This window comes from Pseudomonas sp. Root562, from assembly GCF_001427125.1.
Classification (GTDB): Bacteria; Pseudomonadota; Gammaproteobacteria; order Pseudomonadales; family Pseudomonadaceae; genus Aquipseudomonas.
This window is the reverse complement of sequence record NZ_LMGK01000024.1, coordinates 215,874-231,806: the sequence shown is the minus strand read 5'-3', so window position 1 is coordinate 231,806 and position 15,933 is coordinate 215,874. Positions and strand designations below refer to the sequence as shown.

The following is a 15,933-nucleotide window of genomic DNA, read 5'->3' as shown; positions in this document are numbered from 1 at the left end:
CTTGCTCCCGCTGGGGCGCGAAGCGGCCCTGAAGGGGGCTGCTGCGCAGCCCAGCGGGAGCAAGCTCCCTCGCCACAGGATGCTAACGTTCTCTTAAGTGAACAGCTTACGCAGTATTGCGGGCCTTCTTGTTTTCAGCGGTGGAGCAGGGGACTTAACCCGCCACCAACACCCGGATCGCTTCCAGTCGCAGAGCCGCCTTGTCGAGCATCGCCAGGCCTTGCTCGCGTTGTTTGCGCAACGCAACCAGTTCACTGTCACGAACGGTCGGGTTGACCGCTTGCAACGCGGTCAGGCGTGCCAGTTCTTCGTCGGTGTCGGCGGCCAGGCGGCGTTGTGCCTCTGCCACGCGCTCGGCATGACGCGGGAAGATTTTGTCTTCGCCGGCATTGATCCGCGGGGTCAGTTGATCGCGCTGGGCCTGGATGAACTTGTTGGCGCTGGCGCGCGGGACGCTTTCGAGTTGGTCGTTCAGGGTCTCGAACGACACCCGGGGCGACAGGTCGTTGCCATTGGCATCGAGCAGGCAGCGCAGTGCAGCGGGCGGCAGGTAGCGGCCCAGTTGCAACGAGCGCGGGGCGACCACTTCGCTGACGTAGAGCAGTTCCAGCAGTACCGTGCCAGGTTTGAGCGCCTTGTTCTTGATCAGCGCCACCGCGGTGTTGCCCATGGAGCCGGACAGCACCAGATCCATGCCACCCTGGACCATCGGGTGTTCCCAGGTGATGAACTGCATGTCTTCGCGGGACAGCGCCTGGTTGCGGTCGTATGTGATGGTCACGCCTTCGTCGTCGCCCAGCGGGAAGCTGGCGTCGAGCATTTTTTCACTCGGCTTGAGGATCAGTGCGTTTTCCGAATGGTCTTCGCTGTCGATGCCAAAGGCGTCGAACAGGGTTTCCATATAGATCGGCAGGGCGAACTGGTCGTCCTGTTCAAGAATGGCTTCGACCAGCGCGTCGCCTTCGCCAGCGCCACCGGAGTTGAGCTCCAGCAAGCGGTCACGGCCGGTGTGCAATTCGGCTTCCAGACGCTCACGCTCAGTGCGGGCCTCGTCGATCAGCGCTTGCCACTCACCGTCGTCGGCTTCTTCCAGCAGCGGCAGCAGGCGAGGGCCGAACTGGTGCTGCAAGGCATTGCCGGTCGGGCAGGTGTTGAGGAACGCGTTCAGAGCTTCGTGGTACCACTGGAACAGGCGCTCCTGTGGGCTGGTTTCCAGGTACGGCACGTGCAGTTCGATGGTGTGTTTCTGGCCGATCCGGTCCAGACGACCGATACGTTGCTCCAGCAGGTCCGGGTGGGACGGCAGATCGAACAGCACCAGGTGGTGGGAGAACTGGAAGTTGCGACCTTCACTGCCGATTTCCGAGCAGATCAGCACTTGCGCGCCAAACTCTTCGTCGGCGAAGTAGGCGGCGGCGCGGTCACGCTCGAGGATGTTCATACCTTCGTGGAACACCGTGGCCGGAATGCCGGAGCGCACGCGCAAGGCGTCTTCCAGGTCCATGGCGGTTTCGGCGTGGGCGCAGATCACCAGCACTTTGGTGCGCTTGAGCATCTTCAGTTGATCGATCAGCCACTCGACGCGTGGGTCGAATTTCCACCAGCGTTCTTCTTCATTGGCGTCCGGCTGGGCCTGGAAGCTGACTTCCGGGTACAGCTCGGCGTGATCGCCCAACGGCAGTTCGAGGTATTCGTCCGGGCATGGCAGCGGGTACGGGTGCAGTTTGCGCTCCGGGAAACCTTGCACGGCGGCGCGGGTATTACGGAACAGCACGCGACCGGTACCGTGACGGTCCAGCAGCTCACGCACGAGACGGGCGCTGGCTTCGGTGTCGCCATCGTTGACGGCGGTCAGCAGGGCTTCGCCTTCGTTGCCGAGGAAACCTTGAATGGTCTTGTGCGCTTGCGGCGACAGGCGGCCCTGGTCGAGCAATTCCTGAACGGCTTCGGCCACCGGGCGATAGTTCTCGCTCTCGGCGCGGAAGGCGTGCAGGTCATGGAAGCGGTTCGGATCGAGCAGGCGCAGACGGGCGAAGTGGCTGTCCTGGCCGAGTTGTTCCGGCGTCGCGGTCAACAACAGTACGCCGGGAATGGTTTCGGCGAGTTGCTCGACCAGCGAGTATTCAGGGCTGACCTGATCTTCGTGCCATACCAGGTGGTGCGCTTCGTCGACCACCAGCAAGTCCCAGCCGGCGGCGAACAGTGCGTCCTGGGCCTTCTCGTCTTCCACCAGCCATTCCAGGGCCACCAGCGCGAGCTGGGTGTCTTCGAACGGGTTGGAGGCATCGCTTTCAATGAAGCGCTCTTCGTCGAACAGTGCGACTTGCAGATTGAAGCGCCGGCGCATTTCCACCAGCCACTGGTGCTGGAGATTTTCCGGCACCAGGATCAGCACGCGATTGGCGCGGCCCGAGAGCAGTTGGCGATGGATCACCAGACCGGCTTCGATGGTCTTGCCCAGGCCTACTTCGTCAGCCAGCAATACCCGCGGTGCAATACGGTCAGCCACTTCACGGGCGATGTGCAATTGGTGCGCGATCGGCTGCGCACGTACGCCACCCAAGCCCCAGAGGGAGGACTGCAACTGGCGGCTGGTGTGTTCGAGGGTGTGGTAACGCAGGGAGAACCAGGCAAGCGGGTCGATTTGCCCGGCGAACAAACGGTCGCTGGCCAGGCGGAACTGAATGAAGTTCGACAGCTGGGTTTCCGGCAGGGTAACCACTTCGTTCTGCGCGTTGAGGCCGTGGTAGACCAGCAGGCCATCGACGTCGTCGACTTCGCGAACGGTCAGTTTCCAGCCTTCGAAGTGAGTAATCGAGTCACCCGGCGAAAACCGTACGCGGGTGAGGGGCGCATTCCTTAGCGCGTACTGGCGGGTGTCGCCAGTGGCCGGATAGAGCACGGTCAACAAGCGGCCGTCCTGTGCCAGAACGGTGCCCAAACCCAGCTCGGCTTCGCTGTCACTGATCCAGCGTTGCCCCGGTTGATACTGCTGCGCCATGCTGCCTGACTCCCACCTTGAAAAAGCGGGCTATCTTAACGGAATCAGGTCTCCAGACCAAAGGAATACCTGTGTGGGAGGTGCCGTAGGCTGCGTTTTTTTGATCCGCGTGGCCTGAACAAATCCTAGCTTGCGACCGTTAAGGCAGTGTCGATTGAGTCACAGTTTGCGACCGATGGCTCAAGTCGCCATTTGCGCAGCCGACAGCCTGCTGACAGGAGACCAAAAAATATGCTGCCACCGATGCTTCCCTTGAGTGCCGTGCCGATCACCTCTCAGCACGACCCGGTCCGCCCGCGCCCGGACATAGCACCTGTGGTGCCCGTGCAGGAAAGCTCCACGGACAGCACCATCGACCTGAAAAAGCGTGACCCTGAAGAAACCGCCTTGCTGCTGCGCGAAGAACAGCGGCGCAAGCAGGAGCAGGAAAGACGTCGCCGTGAAGCCGACGAAGACCCTGAAGCGCATCTGGCCATCCCAGGGGACGAACTCAATGCCGACAACACCGTACCGGTGGCGCCATTGATGGAAGATCAGCCCCGCCAGGGATTGTGGGTCGACATCGAGATTTGAGCGAGTGGCTGGTCAGCGCTGTCGCCAGACCGCATTATTGGCGCAAACCTGCCTCGGCAGCTGAATTCATTTGCCAGTGATGCACTGAACGCCATGAGCCAAGACGACAAACTGATCGACCTCAACGCCGAACGCGCCAAGCGTGTCCATGACCTCAACGAAAAACGCCTTAATGAAGTGCGTCAGGCGTTCGAGCAAGCCATGCCGCTGGGCAAGGCGAAGAAAAAACCGAAGAACAAACCGAAAAAACGTTGAATCCCCCGTCATCGGTTGATGCAGGTCAGTTTTTCCCCTCCTTTGAGCCCGGTCTCGGGCAACATTGATCCCGGTCAATTCTTTCTCCTGCCCGTTTGGGTAACTTAGCCCTATCGCAACAGGGCAACAGCAGGAGACGCGTCATGTTTTTCGACAACGTGGTGATCGCCGGAGTGCTGACCGTCAGCCTCATGTTCGTTTTTTTTGCAGGATTCGGATTTTTTATCTGGAAGGATTCGCACAAGCGGAAAAAACCGTAGGTCTTTCTGGATGCAATGAGCACGCAAGGCATTTTGGGCAACTTCGGTTGCCCTTTTTTTTGCCTGCGATTCCTTGAAGTTGATCGTTCCCTCGCTCTGCGTTCTTGATCGTTCCCACGCTCTGCGTTCTTGATCGTTCCCACGCTCTGCGTTCTTGATCGTTCCCACGCTCTGCGTTCTTGATCGTTCCCACGCTCTGCGTGGGAATGCCGCCATGGACGCTCTGCGTCCAATTCTGACGCGGAGCGTCACGGGATTCATTCCCACGCAGAGCGTGGGAACGATCATCCGGTAATAAAAAAGGCGCGGTCCTTGCGGAGCGCGCCTTTTTCGTTCGGCAGCTGATCAGCTGCCGAGTGCCTTCGAGGCCAGCCAGAACAATCCGGCCGACAGGGCAACCGTGGCTGGCAGGGTCAGCACCCAGGCCAGCAGGATGGTTTTGACGGTGCCGCCTTGCAGACCGCTTTTGTTGGCGACCATGGTACCGGCCACGCCTGAAGACAGCACGTGGGTAGTGGACACCGGCAAGCTGAAGATGTTGGCCATGCCGATCAGGCTGGCAGTGGTGATCTGCGCCGACATGCCCTGGGAATAAGTCATGCCCTGCTTGCCGATTTTCTCACCGATGGTCAGAACCACGCGTTTCCAGCCCACCATGGTGCCCAGGCCGAGGGCCAGGGCCACCGCCAGAATCACCCAGAACGGCGCGTATTCGGTGGTGGTGGTCAAGTCCTTGCGCAGCTTGTCCAGGTCAGCCTTTTCACGGGCGGGCAGGCCTGGCAGCTTGCTGACTTTCTTCGCGGTGTCATCCAGGCAGAGCAGGTAGCGGCGCACTTCGATGCGGCTTTCCGCCGACAGCGAGCGGTAGTCGGCTACGCCCTTGAGGGTGCCCAGCAACGCGTTGATGGTCGGTTCGGTCTGCTGCGGGTTGCAGCGGAATTTCTCCGGCAGATCACCTTCCACGCTTTTGCCCAATGCCAGGAACTCGCCGAGGGTTTCGGCGTTGCGCTGGTAGAACTGATTCAGATGCAAGGTGGCATCGCGGGTGCGTTCGATCTGGTAGGTGGTGCTGTTCAGATCAAGGACGAACTGCGCCGGCACGATACCGATCAGCACCAGCATGATCAGGCCGATACCTTTCTGGCCATCGTTGGAACCGTGCACGAAACTCACGGCCATGGCGGAGATCACCAAGACCAGGCGATTCCAGAACGGTGGGTGCTTTTTGTCATCGATCTTGCGGCGCTGTTCCGGCGTCTTGTGCATCTTCGACAGCGGACGCCACCATTTCAGGCCGATCAGAATCAGCGCTGCAATCAGGAAACCTGCCATCGGCGAGAACACCAGCGACATGGCGATATCGATTGCCTTCTGCCAGTTCACGCCATCGGCCAACGGAATCTCGTTGATCAGGGCGTTGGCCAGGCCTACACCGAGAATCGAGCCGATCAGCGTATGGGAGCTGGAAGCGGGGATACCGAAGTACCAGGTGCCCAGGTTCCAGGCGATGGCGGCGGCGAGCAACGAAAACACCATGGCCAGTCCATGACCGGTGTTCACATTGATCAGCAGCTCCACCGGCAGCAAGTGGACGATGGCATACGCCACGCCAACGCCGCCCAGCAACACGCCGAGGAAATTGAACACACCGGAAAAGAACACCGCCAGATGAGGCGGCATCGCTTTGGTGTAGATAACAGTGGCTACCGCGTTAGCGGTGTCATGAAATCCGTTGATGAACTCGAAGGCGAGGACAAAAGTCAGGGCGAGCAGGAGGCTCACTAGCACCCAAGCATCCAGTCCGCTGAATAAATCGATCATGAAGGTTTTCTGACCCGGTCATAAGGGGGGCGGGATTATGCCAGAAAAGCGTGCCAATCAATGCACTAGCTGCTCGTTGGTAACATTCTTCAACGAATTAATTTGAGCCGCAGTCCTGCGTGTCGGTGATTTTACGGGCCTTGCAAGTCATTGAATTTATTTGAAAAAACCCATGGCAAAAGGGTTTCGCGCGCTCGGAGGAGGGGCCTGAACGCTTGTGTGAAATTTCTGAGAAGAGGGTCGGATATGCGCCCTTTACCTTGTCGGATGAGCAAGGTGGCCGCTGCCCGCTTGTAGCGGGCGCAAAAGGCAACATCCATGCATCCCGCTTTTAACGGGTGCAATCGCAGACCCTTGTAAGGATTAAAGCCGGGACCATCAAGGCTCTTCGGCTTTGAGTTCCTTTTCCATTTTTTCAAGTTCTTGCTTGAAAACCTGATCCTGAACGGTGGCGCGTTTACGCCAGGGTTTGCGCTCCGGTTCGGGTTGGGCGGCGTAGGTGGTGACTTCCCCGCCGTAAACTTCCTTGTAACGTTGTTCCTGGCGCTCAAGTTCCGCGCGCAGTTCGTCTTTCGTCACAGTGCTACCTGATTGAGTTGAGATAAATTCTGGTGAAACGCGCTGCATCCAATGTATCGATCATTCTCGACGCATCGACAAGGCCGGTGAGGGCATTGTTTTACGGCAGGGCGATCAATACGTCCATGTTGCAGGCGACCACGGCACCAGAGATAAATAGCTGACGCAGCATCAGCTTCCTGTTTTCAGCGAGCGCGTTGACGATGCAATGCAGTCAGCGTCGGGCGCTTGCCGGGGGCGGCAGCGATGGAACATCGCGCCACCTTGTAGCGGAGTCGGCAAGTAGAAAACCGTCTGGCTACTGATTTGCATTATAGCGAGCGATTCACAGAACTCTATCTCTACAGAGTTAAAAGTAGGTCGCGATGTGTGATCGTTTTGTTACTCGTTACTTTCACGGCCAACTAGAGCGCTGAATGCTATCACTGTTCAGTGATAGCTTTCTGGCGCCATTAAGTCGAACAACTTTTTGGCAATTACATCGACCTTGGCAAGTCTGCATTGTCACCGTGGTGAATGCTTGAAACACGCTCTTTGATTGATTCGGATGATGTACGGCGATTGCGATTATCGGTCAATGGTTCGATAATCGCCCAATCTGGGACCGGCACGGCTTGTGCGCCGGACCGATAGCCACTTGTAATACTCGCTGATCCGTGTGGGAAGAGAATCTGTAATGAACGATCAACTGCGCAATTCCTTTGCCTCTGTGGCACCGCCCATCGTCGCGTCGCCCGCCAAGCGAATCCAGGCACTCACAGGTGATCCGGACTTCATGACCTCGCTGGCGAGGGGGCTGGCTGTCGTGCAAGCGTTTCAGGAGCGCAAACGGCACCTGACCATTGCGCAGATCAGTCACCGCACGGAAATTCCCCGCGCTGCAGTAAGACGTTGCCTGCACACCCTGATCAAACTTGGCTACGCCACTACCGACGGCCGCACGTATTCCCTGCTGCCCAAAGTGCTGACCCTCGGCCATGCCTACGTATCCTCGACACCGCTGGCGGTGTCGGCCCAGCCGTATCTGGACCGCATGAGCGAGCAACTGCACGAAGCCTGCAACATGGCGACCCTGGAAGGCGACGACATTCTGTACATCGCCCGCTCGGCAACGACCCAGCGGCTGATTTCGGTCGATCTGTCGGTGGGTGGGCGCTTGCCGGCCTATTGCACGTCGATGGGCAGGATCCTGCTGGCGGCGCTGGATGACTCGTCCCTGGGTGAATACCTCGATCACGCCGATTTGCAGGCCAAGACCAGTCGCACGATCCACACCCCAGAGGCATTGCTCGAATGCTTGAAGGAAGTCCGGCAGCAAGGCTGGTGCATCGTCGATCAGGAACTGGAGCAGGGGCTGCGCTCGATTGCGGTACCGGTGTACGACGCGTCCGGTCAAGTGGTGGCGGCCCTCAACGTCAGTACCCATGCGGGTCGGGTCAGCCGTAATGAGCTGGAACAACGCTTCCTCCCTGGTTTGTTAAGCGCCAGCCGCGATCTCAGCGCTCAACTGTTTGCCTAAGGTGTTCGATAATCGCACAGAGTTGCTTCGGGTGAATTGACGCTGTTTCCTCCGGATCATTAATGTCGCGGCTGCGCCAGCATTGGCTGGCTCCCCGTTCGACTGTGATCCACGGAATAAAAATAATGAACCAGCCTCAGTCTGCTGTAGGGAACTGCCTCGACGTGCAGTCCTTCATCAATGCTCAACCCATTTCGCGTTATCAGTGGCGAGTGGTGATTCTGTGTTTCCTGATTGTCTTCCTCGATGGCCTCGACACGGCGGCCATGGGTTTCATTGCGCCTGCGCTTTCTCAGGACTGGGGGATCGATCGCGCGAGTCTCGGCCCGGTGATGAGTGCCGCGCTCATCGGCATGGTCTTTGGCGCACTGGGTTCCGGCCCGCTGGCTGACCGCTTTGGACGAAAAGTCGTACTGGTCGGTGCAGTGCTGCTGTTCGGTGCGTTCAGCCTGGCCTCGGCTTACAGCACCAACGTCGAGCAACTGTTGGTGTTGCGCTTTCTGACCGGCTTGGGCCTGGGCGCCGGTATGCCCAACGCCACGACGCTGCTGTCGGAATACACCCCGGAGCGCAAGAAATCCCTGTTGGTGACCAGCATGTTCTGCGGTTTCAACCTGGGCATGGCCGGTGGCGGATTCATTTCCGCCAAGTTGATTCCGGCGTTCGGGTGGCACAGCCTGCTGCTGATCGGCGGGATTCTGCCACTGATCCTTGCTGTCGTTTTGCTGTTCTGGTTGCCGGAATCGGCACGCTACCTGGTCGTGCGCAATCGCGGTACCGACAAGGTGCGCCAGGCGCTGGCGCCGATTGATCCGACTGTGGTGGCCCAAGCCTCCAGCTTCAGTGTGCCGGAACAGAAAACCGTGAAGGCGCGCAACGTGTTCGCGGTGATCTTCTCGGGCACCTACAGCGTTGGCACATTGTTGCTGTGGCTGACCTACTTTATGGGGCTGGTGATTGTTTACCTATTGACCAGTTGGCTGCCGACCCTCATGCGCGATAGCGGCGCGAGCATGGAACAGGCGGCGTTCATCGGCGCATTGTTCCAGTTCGGTGGCGTATTGAGCGCGGTGGGTGTGGGTTGGGCAATGGATCGGTTCAATCCGCACAAGGTGATCGGTACTTTCTACCTGCTGGCCGGGGTATTTGCCTACGCGGTAGGGCAGAGCCTGGGCAACATCACGTTGTTGGCGACCCTGGTGCTGGTGGCGGGGATGTGTGTCAACGGCGCGCAATCGGCGATGCCATCGCTGGCCGCGCGCTTCTATCCGACTCAGGGACGTGCCACCGGTGTTTCGTGGATGCTGGGTATCGGCCGTTTCGGTGCGATCCTCGGAGCCTGGATGGGCGCCACGCTCTTGGGCCTGGGCTGGAACTTCGAGCAGGTGCTGACGGCGTTGGTGATTCCGGCAGCATTGGCGACCGCCGCGGTGGTGATCAAGGGTTTGGTCAGCCATGCGGATGCAACCTGATTTCAGGCGTCTGAATCTTCATCGTGGTTGATGGCATCTTCGCGGGCAAGCCTCGCTCCTACAGAGGCACCTGGATTTGTAGGGGCGAGTCTTGCCCGCGAAGCTTTCGGGTACCAATAGCCGGATAACAATGTGTTCGATAAGCGAACACTCAGTCGATTATCGGATTGTTTGACGTTTTTCACGGGCTTACTCTTCAGCCACTCCGGCGCTGCGCATCGGCGCCTTTTTTCAAAGTCGGAAGGCTTTACCCATCTGAAGCACCTGGAGAAGCATGATGCGTGACGTTTACATCTGCGACGCGATTCGCACCCCCATCGGCCGTTTTGGTGGTGGTTTGTCTGCGGTTCGCGCCGACGACCTGGCCGCCGTGCCGCTCAAGGCCTTGATGGAGCGCAATCCATCGGTGGACTGGAATGCCGTCGACGAGGTGTTCCTCGGTTGCGCCAACCAGGCGGGTGAAGACAACCGCAACGTGGCGCGCATGGCGCTGCTGCTGGCCGGTTTGCCGCAGACCATTCCCGGCGTGACTCTCAATCGCCTGTGCGCCTCGGGCATGGACGCCATCGGCACGGCGTTCCGCGCCATCGCCAGCGGTGAAATGGAGCTGGCGATTGCCGGTGGCGTGGAGTCGATGTCCCGTGCGCCGTTCGTGATGGGCAAGGCGGACGCCGGGTTTTCGCGCAACATGAAACTGGAGGACACCACCATCGGCTGGCGTTTCATCAATCCACTGATGAAAGCCCAGTACGGTGTGGACGCGATGCCGCAGACCGCCGATAACGTTGCTGATGATTACAAGGTGTCCCGCGCCGATCAGGACGCATTCGCCTTGCGCAGTCAGCAACGCACCGCTGCCGCCCAGGCCGCAGGTTTTTTCGCCGAAGAAATCGTCGAAGTGCGCATTGCCCACAAGAAGGGTGAAACCATCGTCAGCCAGGACGAACATCCTCGCGCCGACACCACCCTGGAAGCCCTGGCCAAACTCAAACCGGTCAACGGTCCCGACAAAACCGTCACAGCCGGCAACGCCTCGGGCGTGAACGACGGCGCCGCGGCGCTGATCCTCGCCTCGGCCGAAGCGGTGAAAAAACACGGTCTGACTGCCCGCGCCAAAGTGCTGGGCATGGCTAGCGCCGGTGTGGCACCGCGTGTGATGGGCATTGGCCCGGTGCCGGCGGTACGTAAACTGATCGAGCGCCTTGGTGTGGCGGTCAGCGATTTCGACGTGATCGAACTCAACGAAGCCTTCGCCAGCCAGGGTCTGGCGGTGTTGCGTGAGCTGGGAATTGCCGACGACGCGCCGCAGGTCAATCCAAACGGCGGCGCCATTGCCCTGGGGCATCCGTTGGGCATGAGCGGTGCGCGTCTGGTCCTGACGGCGTTGCATCAGCTGGAAAAGACCGGTGGCAAGAAAGGCCTGGCGACCATGTGCGTCGGTGTCGGCCAGGGTCTGGCTTTGGCAATCGAACGGGTCTGACACGCCCTGTCGACTAATAAGAACTGAGGAAAGTGTAATGACTGACAAGCCTGGTTATCGTCGCCCGCAGGAGGGTACTCAGCCGGAGTACCTGCACCCGAGCTATCAATCCACCAACCTGCGCTCGCCATCGAAGCCGTTGGTGTTTCTGCCCCATTCGCTGTCGGAAATCACCGGTCCGACCGTCGGCGCCGAGCGCGTCAACGAAAAAGACAATGACCTGACCGCTCAGCACGAAGGTCAGCCGCAGGGTGAGCGCATCATCATTCATGGCCGCGTGCTGGATGAAAACGGTCTGCCGGTGCCGGGGATTCTGGTGGAGATCTGGCAGGCCAACGCCGCCGGTCGTTACGCCCACGCCCGTGACCTGCACGACGCGCCGCTGGACCCGAACTTTACCGGCACCGGCCGCACCGTGACCGACGCCGATGGCTGGTACCAGTTCCAGACCATCAAGCCCGGCGCGTACCCATGGGGCAACCATCACAACGCCTGGCGCCCGGCGCACATCCATTTCTCGCTGTTCGGGCCGAGCATCCTGACGCGCCTGGTCACGCAAATGTATTTCCCGGGCGACCCGCTGCTGGCTTATGACCCGATCTACAACTGCGTGCCCGATACCAGTGCCAAAGAGCGCTTGATCGCGACGTTCGATCTGGAAAAAACCATCCCTTCCTATGCCCTCGGTTATCGCTGGGACATCGTTTTGCGCGGCCGCGACGCCACGCCGATGGAGAAATAAGATGACGCTGACTGCGACCACGTCCCACACCGTAGGGCCGTACTATCACATCGGCCTGACCTGGCTGAACCGCGAAAACCTGACCGTCGAACAAACCCTGGGCGAGCGCGTGGCGATCACCGGGCAAGTGGTCGATGGCAACGGCGATGTCGTCAACGACGCCATGCTGGAAGTCTGGCAAGCAAACGCCGCCGGCAAGTACGACCACCCCGAAGATGACCAGGACAAACCCCTGGACCCGAATTTCGAAGGTTTCGGCCGGGTGCCGGTGGATGCCGAAGGGCGTTTTCGTTTCACCACCATCAAGCCGGGCACGGTCGAAGGCCTCAAGGGCACGACCCAGGCGCCGCACCTTGTGGTTCTGGTGTTCGCCCGTGGCTTGGTCAAGCACCTGCTGACGCGGATCTACTTCGAGGGTGAACCGGCCAACGTCGACGATCCGTTGCTGGAGTGCGTGCCGGCCGAGCGCCGCAGCACGTTGCTGGCGAAGAAGGATGCATCGGGCGTGTATCAGTGGAATGTGATTCTGCAGGGCACCGATGCCGAGACGGTGTTCTTCGATTATTGAATGGACTCAAAACTTGTGGTGAGGGAGCAAGCTCCCTCGCCACAAGTGCGTGTTTTGGCCTCAGGTAATGCTTCTGCGGAACGGGACTGTTGCAAAGTGTGTCTAGACTCTACTGTCCCTATTGAGTGAAAAACGATGACGACTCCCACGGCTCCTACAGCTCTTTATACGGGTGAAGAACGCAGCAAGCGGATCTTCGCCATTGTCGGCGCTTCGTCCGGCAACCTCGTCGAATGGTTCGACTTCTACGTCTACGCGTTCTGTGCGATTTATTTCGCCCCCGCGTTCTTTCCGTCCGACAACCCCACGGTGCAGTTGGTAAACACCGCGGGCGTGTTCGCTGCCGGGTTCCTGATGCGGCCGATTGGCGGCTGGATCTTCGGCCGTGTCGCGGACAAGCACGGGCGCAAGAACTCGATGCTGATCTCGATTCTGATGATGTGCTTCGGCTCGCTGCTCATCGCTTGCCTGCCGACCTATAAAGACATAGGCGTCTGGGCGCCGATCCTGTTGCTGTTCGCGCGCTTGCTGCAAGGTTTGTCAGTAGGCGGGGAGTACGGCACCACCGCGACCTACATGAGCGAAGTGGCGCTCAAGGGCCAGCGCGGTTTCTTTGCGTCGTTCCAGTACGTGACCCTGATCGGTGGGCAGTTGCTGGCGGTGTCGCTGGTGGTGATCCTGCAACAGTTTCTTACTGAAGAAGACCTGCGGGCCTACGGCTGGCGGATTCCGTTCGTGGTCGGTGCGGTAGCGGCGTTGATTTCGCTGTTCCTGCGTCGCTCGCTGAAAGAAACCACCAGCAAGGAAATGCGCGAGAACAAAGACGCCGGCAGCATCAGGGCGCTGTTCCGCGACCATAAGGCGGCGTTTATTACCGTGCTGGGCTACACCGCCGGTGGCTCGCTGATTTTCTACACCTTTACCACGTACATGCAGAAATACCTGGTGAACACCGCCGGCATGCACGCCAAGACCGCCAGCTACATCATGACCGGCGCGCTGTTCCTGTACATGTGCATGCAGCCTGTGTTCGGCATGCTCGCCGACAAGATCGGTCGACGTAACTCGATGCTCTGGTTCGGTGCCCTGGGCACCTTGTGCACTGTGCCGATCCTGCTGAGCCTGAAAAGCGTCAGCAGCCCGTTCCTGGCTTTTGTGCTGATTACCCTGGCACTGTCGATCGTCAGTTTTTACACCTCGATCAGCGGTCTGGTGAAAGCCGAGATGTTCCCGCCGGAAGTGCGCGCACTGGGTGTCGGCCTGGCATATGCGGTGGCCAATGCGATCTTCGGCGGTTCGGCGGAATTTGTGGCCTTGAGCCTCAAGAACGTCGGCATGGAAAACGCCTTCTACTGGTACGTAACGGTGATGATGGCGATTGCCTTCCTGTTCAGCTTGCGTCTGCCGAAACAGGCGAAGTATCTGCATCACGACCTTTGATCTTCACGCGCGGTCTACAAAGGCCCGCGCCTTCAGGGACTGTTTATGAACCAGCGACCGGGCAATCAGTTGTTCGATGCCTACTTCACTGCCCGCGATATGCGTGAGGTGTTCTGCGATCAGGGGCGGGTGCAGGCGATGCTCGATTTCGAAGCGGCATTGGCCCGGGCCGAAGCACGGGTCGGGTTGATTCCGATGAGTGCTGTCGGGCCAATCGAGAGTGCGTGCGAGGCCGGGCTTTACGATTTCGCTGCCCTCGGCGAGGCGATTGCCGTCGCCGGCAACTCGGCGATTCCGTTGGTCAAGGCGTTAGGCAAGCAGATCGCTGCGCAGAATGCCGAGGCTGAACGTTACGTGCACCTGGGTGCGACCAGTCAGGACGTGATGGACAGCGGCCTGGTGTTGCAACTGCGCCGGGGGTTGGAACTGATCGAAAACGATCTGGCGCAATTGGGGCAAATCCTCGCGAGCCAGGCCCAGCGTCATGCAGCCACGCCATTGGCCGGACGCACCTGGTTGCAGCACGCCACACCCGTCACCCTCGGCATGAAAATCGCCGGTTGGCTGGGGGCGGTGACCCGCAGTCGTCAACGTTTGGCCGAACTCAAGCCGCGTTTGCTGGTGCTGCAGTTCGGCGGCGCTTCCGGCACCCTCGCGGCCCTCGGCGAGCAAGCGCTGCCGATTGCTCAAGCGTTGGCCGAAGAGCTGCAACTGAGCTTGCCTGACCAGCCGTGGCACACCCAGCGAGATCGCGTGGTGGAGTTCGGCGCGGTGCTGGGTCTGATCGCCGGCAGCCTGGGTAAACTCGGTCGCGACATCAGCCTGTTGATGCAAACCGAAGCCGCTGAAGTGTTCGAGCCATCGGCGCCGGGCAAGGGCGGTTCCTCGACCATGCCGCACAAGCGCAATCCGGTAGGCGCAGCGGTATTGATCGGCGCGGCGACGCGTGTGCCGGGCTTGCTGTCGACGCTGTTCAGCGCCATGCCACAAGAACATGAACGCAGCCTCGGCTTGTGGCATGCCGAGTGGGAAACCCTGCCGGAAATCTGCTGCCTGGTGTCCGGCAGCCTGCAACAAGCGTTGTTGATCGCTCAAGGGCTGGAGGTGGACGCCGAGCGCATGGCCCGCAACCTCGACCTCACCCAAGGCCTGGTGCTTGCCGAAGCGGTGAGCATCGTCCTGGCGCAACGGGTCGGCCGCGATGCTGCGCACCATCTGCTGGAACAATGCTGTAAACGCGCCGTGGCCGAACAGCGCCACCTGCGTGCGGTGCTTGGCGACGAACCGCAGGTGACCGCCGAACTGACGGCCGCCGAACTCGATCATCTGCTGGACCCCGCTCACTACCTCGGCCAGGCGAAAACCTGGGTCGAGCGCGCGGTGGCTGACCATTGTGCATTGACTGCCTGAAGGAGACTGCTGTGGCTTTCGTTCAACTCGCCGATGGCGAACTACATTACCAACTCGATGGACCGGTCGATGCACCGGTGCTGGTGCTATCCAACTCTCTGGGCACTGACCTGCACATGTGGGAGGTGCAAATCCCGGCGTTCACCGAGCATTTTCGCGTGCTGCGTTTCGATACCCGAGGCCACGGCAAATCGCTGGTAACGCCGGGACCGTACAGCATCGAGCAACTGGGTCGTGACGTGTTGTCGCTGCTCGATGCCTTGCACATTGAGCGTGCGCATTTCTGTGGTCTGTCCATGGGCGGGTTGATTGGCCAGTGGCTGGGCATCAATGCCGGCGAGCGCTTGAACAAACTGATCGTGTGCAATACGGCGGCGAAAATCGGCGATCCTTCGATCTGGAATCCACGCATCGACATGGTCCTGCGCGATGGTCAGGCCGCCATGGTTGCGCTGCGTGACGCCTCGATTGCACGCTGGTTCACCCCGGACTTCTCCGAAGCCAACCCGGCGGCGGCCAAGCAGATTACCGACATGCTCGCGGCGACTTCGCCAGAAGGTTACGCGGCCAATTGCGCAGCGGTGCGTGATGCCGATTTCCGTGATCAGTTGTCGTCGATCAAGGCGCCGCTGCTGGTGATTGCTGGCGCTCAGGATGCAGTGACGCCACCGTCTGGCGGGCATTTCATTCAGGAGCATGTGCCGGGCGCCGAATACGCCGAGTTCTACGCCGCGCACTTGTCCAACGTCCAGGCCGGCGCTGCGTTCAGCGAGCGGGTCCTGGCGTTTTTGTCGGCTCATTGAGGGGATTGTT

The 15,933-nt window shown here is 60.0% G+C and carries 14 protein-coding genes; 11 read left to right on the top strand and 3 right to left on the bottom strand.

What is annotated here, in order from left to right; all coding sequences use genetic code 11:
• Window positions 1-154 precede the first annotated feature (154 nt).
• Window positions 155-3,001 (bottom strand): RNA polymerase-associated protein RapA, encoded by a 2,847-nt coding sequence (rapA, locus tag ASD60_RS22590; protein ID WP_056856107.1) that lies wholly within the window; start codon window positions 2,999-3,001, stop codon window positions 155-157.
• 231 nt (window positions 3,002-3,232) lie between these two features.
• Between rapA and ASD60_RS22585 the strand changes: the two genes are divergently transcribed.
• The 3 genes from ASD60_RS22585 to ccoM all read left to right on the top strand — a co-directional run bounded on the left by ASD60_RS22585 (window position 3,233) and on the right by ccoM (window position 4,089).
• The gene (locus ASD60_RS22585) at window positions 3,233-3,574 is read left to right on the top strand and encodes a hypothetical protein (RefSeq protein ID WP_056856106.1); all 342 of its coding nucleotides are present in this window, start codon (window positions 3,233-3,235) and stop codon (window positions 3,572-3,574) included.
• A gap of 93 nt (window positions 3,575-3,667) precedes the next feature.
• Complete coding sequence (locus tag ASD60_RS29210) at window positions 3,668-3,829, top strand: hypothetical protein (RefSeq protein WP_008074569.1); 162 nt, start codon at window positions 3,668-3,670, stop codon at window positions 3,827-3,829.
• A gap of 143 nt (window positions 3,830-3,972) precedes the next feature.
• Entirely contained in the window at window positions 3,973-4,089 is a 117-nt protein-coding gene (gene ccoM, locus ASD60_RS29675) for a cytochrome c oxidase subunit CcoM (protein ID WP_056856105.1), read from the top strand.
• Between the two features lie 345 nt (window positions 4,090-4,434).
• On the opposite strand, the gene ASD60_RS22575 is transcribed toward ccoM, so the two are convergent.
• Both ASD60_RS22575 and ASD60_RS22570 read right to left on the bottom strand, forming a co-directional pair.
• Entirely contained in the window at window positions 4,435-5,910 is a 1,476-nt protein-coding gene (locus ASD60_RS22575; RefSeq protein ID WP_056856104.1) for an inorganic phosphate transporter, read from the bottom strand.
• A gap of 378 nt (window positions 5,911-6,288) precedes the next feature.
• Entirely contained in the window at window positions 6,289-6,489 is a 201-nt protein-coding gene (locus ASD60_RS22570; protein WP_008056863.1) for a hypothetical protein, read from the bottom strand.
• A 676-nt stretch (window positions 6,490-7,165) separates the two neighbouring features.
• On the opposite strand from ASD60_RS22570, the gene pcaR reads away from it, so the two are divergent.
• From pcaR to pcaD, 8 genes are all read left to right on the top strand, one after another.
• Window positions 7,166-8,008 (top strand): pca regulon transcriptional regulator PcaR, encoded by an 843-nt coding sequence (gene pcaR / locus ASD60_RS22565; RefSeq protein ID WP_056856103.1) that lies wholly within the window; start codon window positions 7,166-7,168, stop codon window positions 8,006-8,008.
• Window positions 8,009-8,133: 125 nt separating this feature from the next.
• Window positions 8,134-9,480, top strand: a complete 1,347-nt coding sequence (locus ASD60_RS22560; RefSeq protein WP_056856102.1) for an MFS transporter — start codon at window positions 8,134-8,136, stop codon at window positions 9,478-9,480.
• Between the two features lie 274 nt (window positions 9,481-9,754).
• On the top strand, window positions 9,755-10,960 hold the full coding sequence (gene pcaF / locus ASD60_RS22555; protein ID WP_177336598.1) for a 3-oxoadipyl-CoA thiolase: 1,206 nt from the start codon (window positions 9,755-9,757) through the stop codon (window positions 10,958-10,960).
• A gap of 37 nt (window positions 10,961-10,997) precedes the next feature.
• Window positions 10,998-11,702, top strand: a complete 705-nt coding sequence (gene pcaH / locus ASD60_RS22550) for a protocatechuate 3,4-dioxygenase subunit beta (RefSeq protein ID WP_056856100.1) — start codon at window positions 10,998-11,000, stop codon at window positions 11,700-11,702.
• Window position 11,703: 1 nt separating this feature from the next.
• Complete coding sequence (gene pcaG, locus ASD60_RS22545) at window positions 11,704-12,270, top strand: protocatechuate 3,4-dioxygenase subunit alpha (RefSeq protein ID WP_056856099.1); 567 nt, start codon at window positions 11,704-11,706, stop codon at window positions 12,268-12,270.
• 135 nt (window positions 12,271-12,405) lie between these two features.
• Entirely contained in the window at window positions 12,406-13,710 is a 1,305-nt protein-coding gene (locus ASD60_RS22540) for an MFS family transporter (RefSeq protein ID WP_056856098.1), read from the top strand.
• 45 nt (window positions 13,711-13,755) lie between these two features.
• Entirely contained in the window at window positions 13,756-15,120 is a 1,365-nt protein-coding gene (locus ASD60_RS22535; RefSeq protein WP_056856097.1) for a 3-carboxy-cis,cis-muconate cycloisomerase, read from the top strand.
• An 11-nt stretch (window positions 15,121-15,131) separates the two neighbouring features.
• The gene (gene pcaD, locus ASD60_RS22530; RefSeq protein ID WP_056856096.1) at window positions 15,132-15,923 is read left to right on the top strand and encodes a 3-oxoadipate enol-lactonase; all 792 of its coding nucleotides are present in this window, start codon (window positions 15,132-15,134) and stop codon (window positions 15,921-15,923) included.
• Window positions 15,924-15,933: the final 10 nt, after the last annotated feature.

Excerpts from the sequence above, each read along its gene's own strand:
- pcaG (WP_056856099.1), top strand. The coding sequence starts at position 11,704 with ATGACGCTGACTGCGACCACGTCCCACACCGTAGGGCCGTACTATCAC.
- ASD60_RS29210 (WP_008074569.1), top strand. The coding sequence starts at position 3,668 with ATGAGCCAAGACGACAAACTGATCGACCTCAACGCCGAACGCGCCAAG.
- ASD60_RS22575 (WP_056856104.1), bottom strand. The coding sequence starts at position 5,910 with ATGATCGATTTATTCAGCGGACTGGATGCTTGGGTGCTAGTGAGCCTC.
- pcaH (WP_056856100.1), top strand. The coding sequence starts at position 10,998 with ATGACTGACAAGCCTGGTTATCGTCGCCCGCAGGAGGGTACTCAGCCG.
- pcaR (WP_056856103.1), top strand. The coding sequence starts at position 7,166 with ATGAACGATCAACTGCGCAATTCCTTTGCCTCTGTGGCACCGCCCATC.
- rapA (WP_056856107.1), bottom strand. The coding sequence starts at position 3,001 with ATGGCGCAGCAGTATCAACCGGGGCAACGCTGGATCAGTGACAGCGAA.
- ccoM (WP_056856105.1), top strand. The coding sequence starts at position 3,973 with ATGTTTTTCGACAACGTGGTGATCGCCGGAGTGCTGACCGTCAGCCTC.
- ASD60_RS22585 (WP_056856106.1), top strand. The coding sequence starts at position 3,233 with ATGCTGCCACCGATGCTTCCCTTGAGTGCCGTGCCGATCACCTCTCAG.
- pcaF (WP_177336598.1), top strand. The coding sequence starts at position 9,755 with ATGATGCGTGACGTTTACATCTGCGACGCGATTCGCACCCCCATCGGC.
- ASD60_RS22540 (WP_056856098.1), top strand. The coding sequence starts at position 12,406 with ATGACGACTCCCACGGCTCCTACAGCTCTTTATACGGGTGAAGAACGC.
- ASD60_RS22560 (WP_056856102.1), top strand. The coding sequence starts at position 8,134 with ATGAACCAGCCTCAGTCTGCTGTAGGGAACTGCCTCGACGTGCAGTCC.
- ASD60_RS22535 (WP_056856097.1), top strand. The coding sequence starts at position 13,756 with ATGAACCAGCGACCGGGCAATCAGTTGTTCGATGCCTACTTCACTGCC.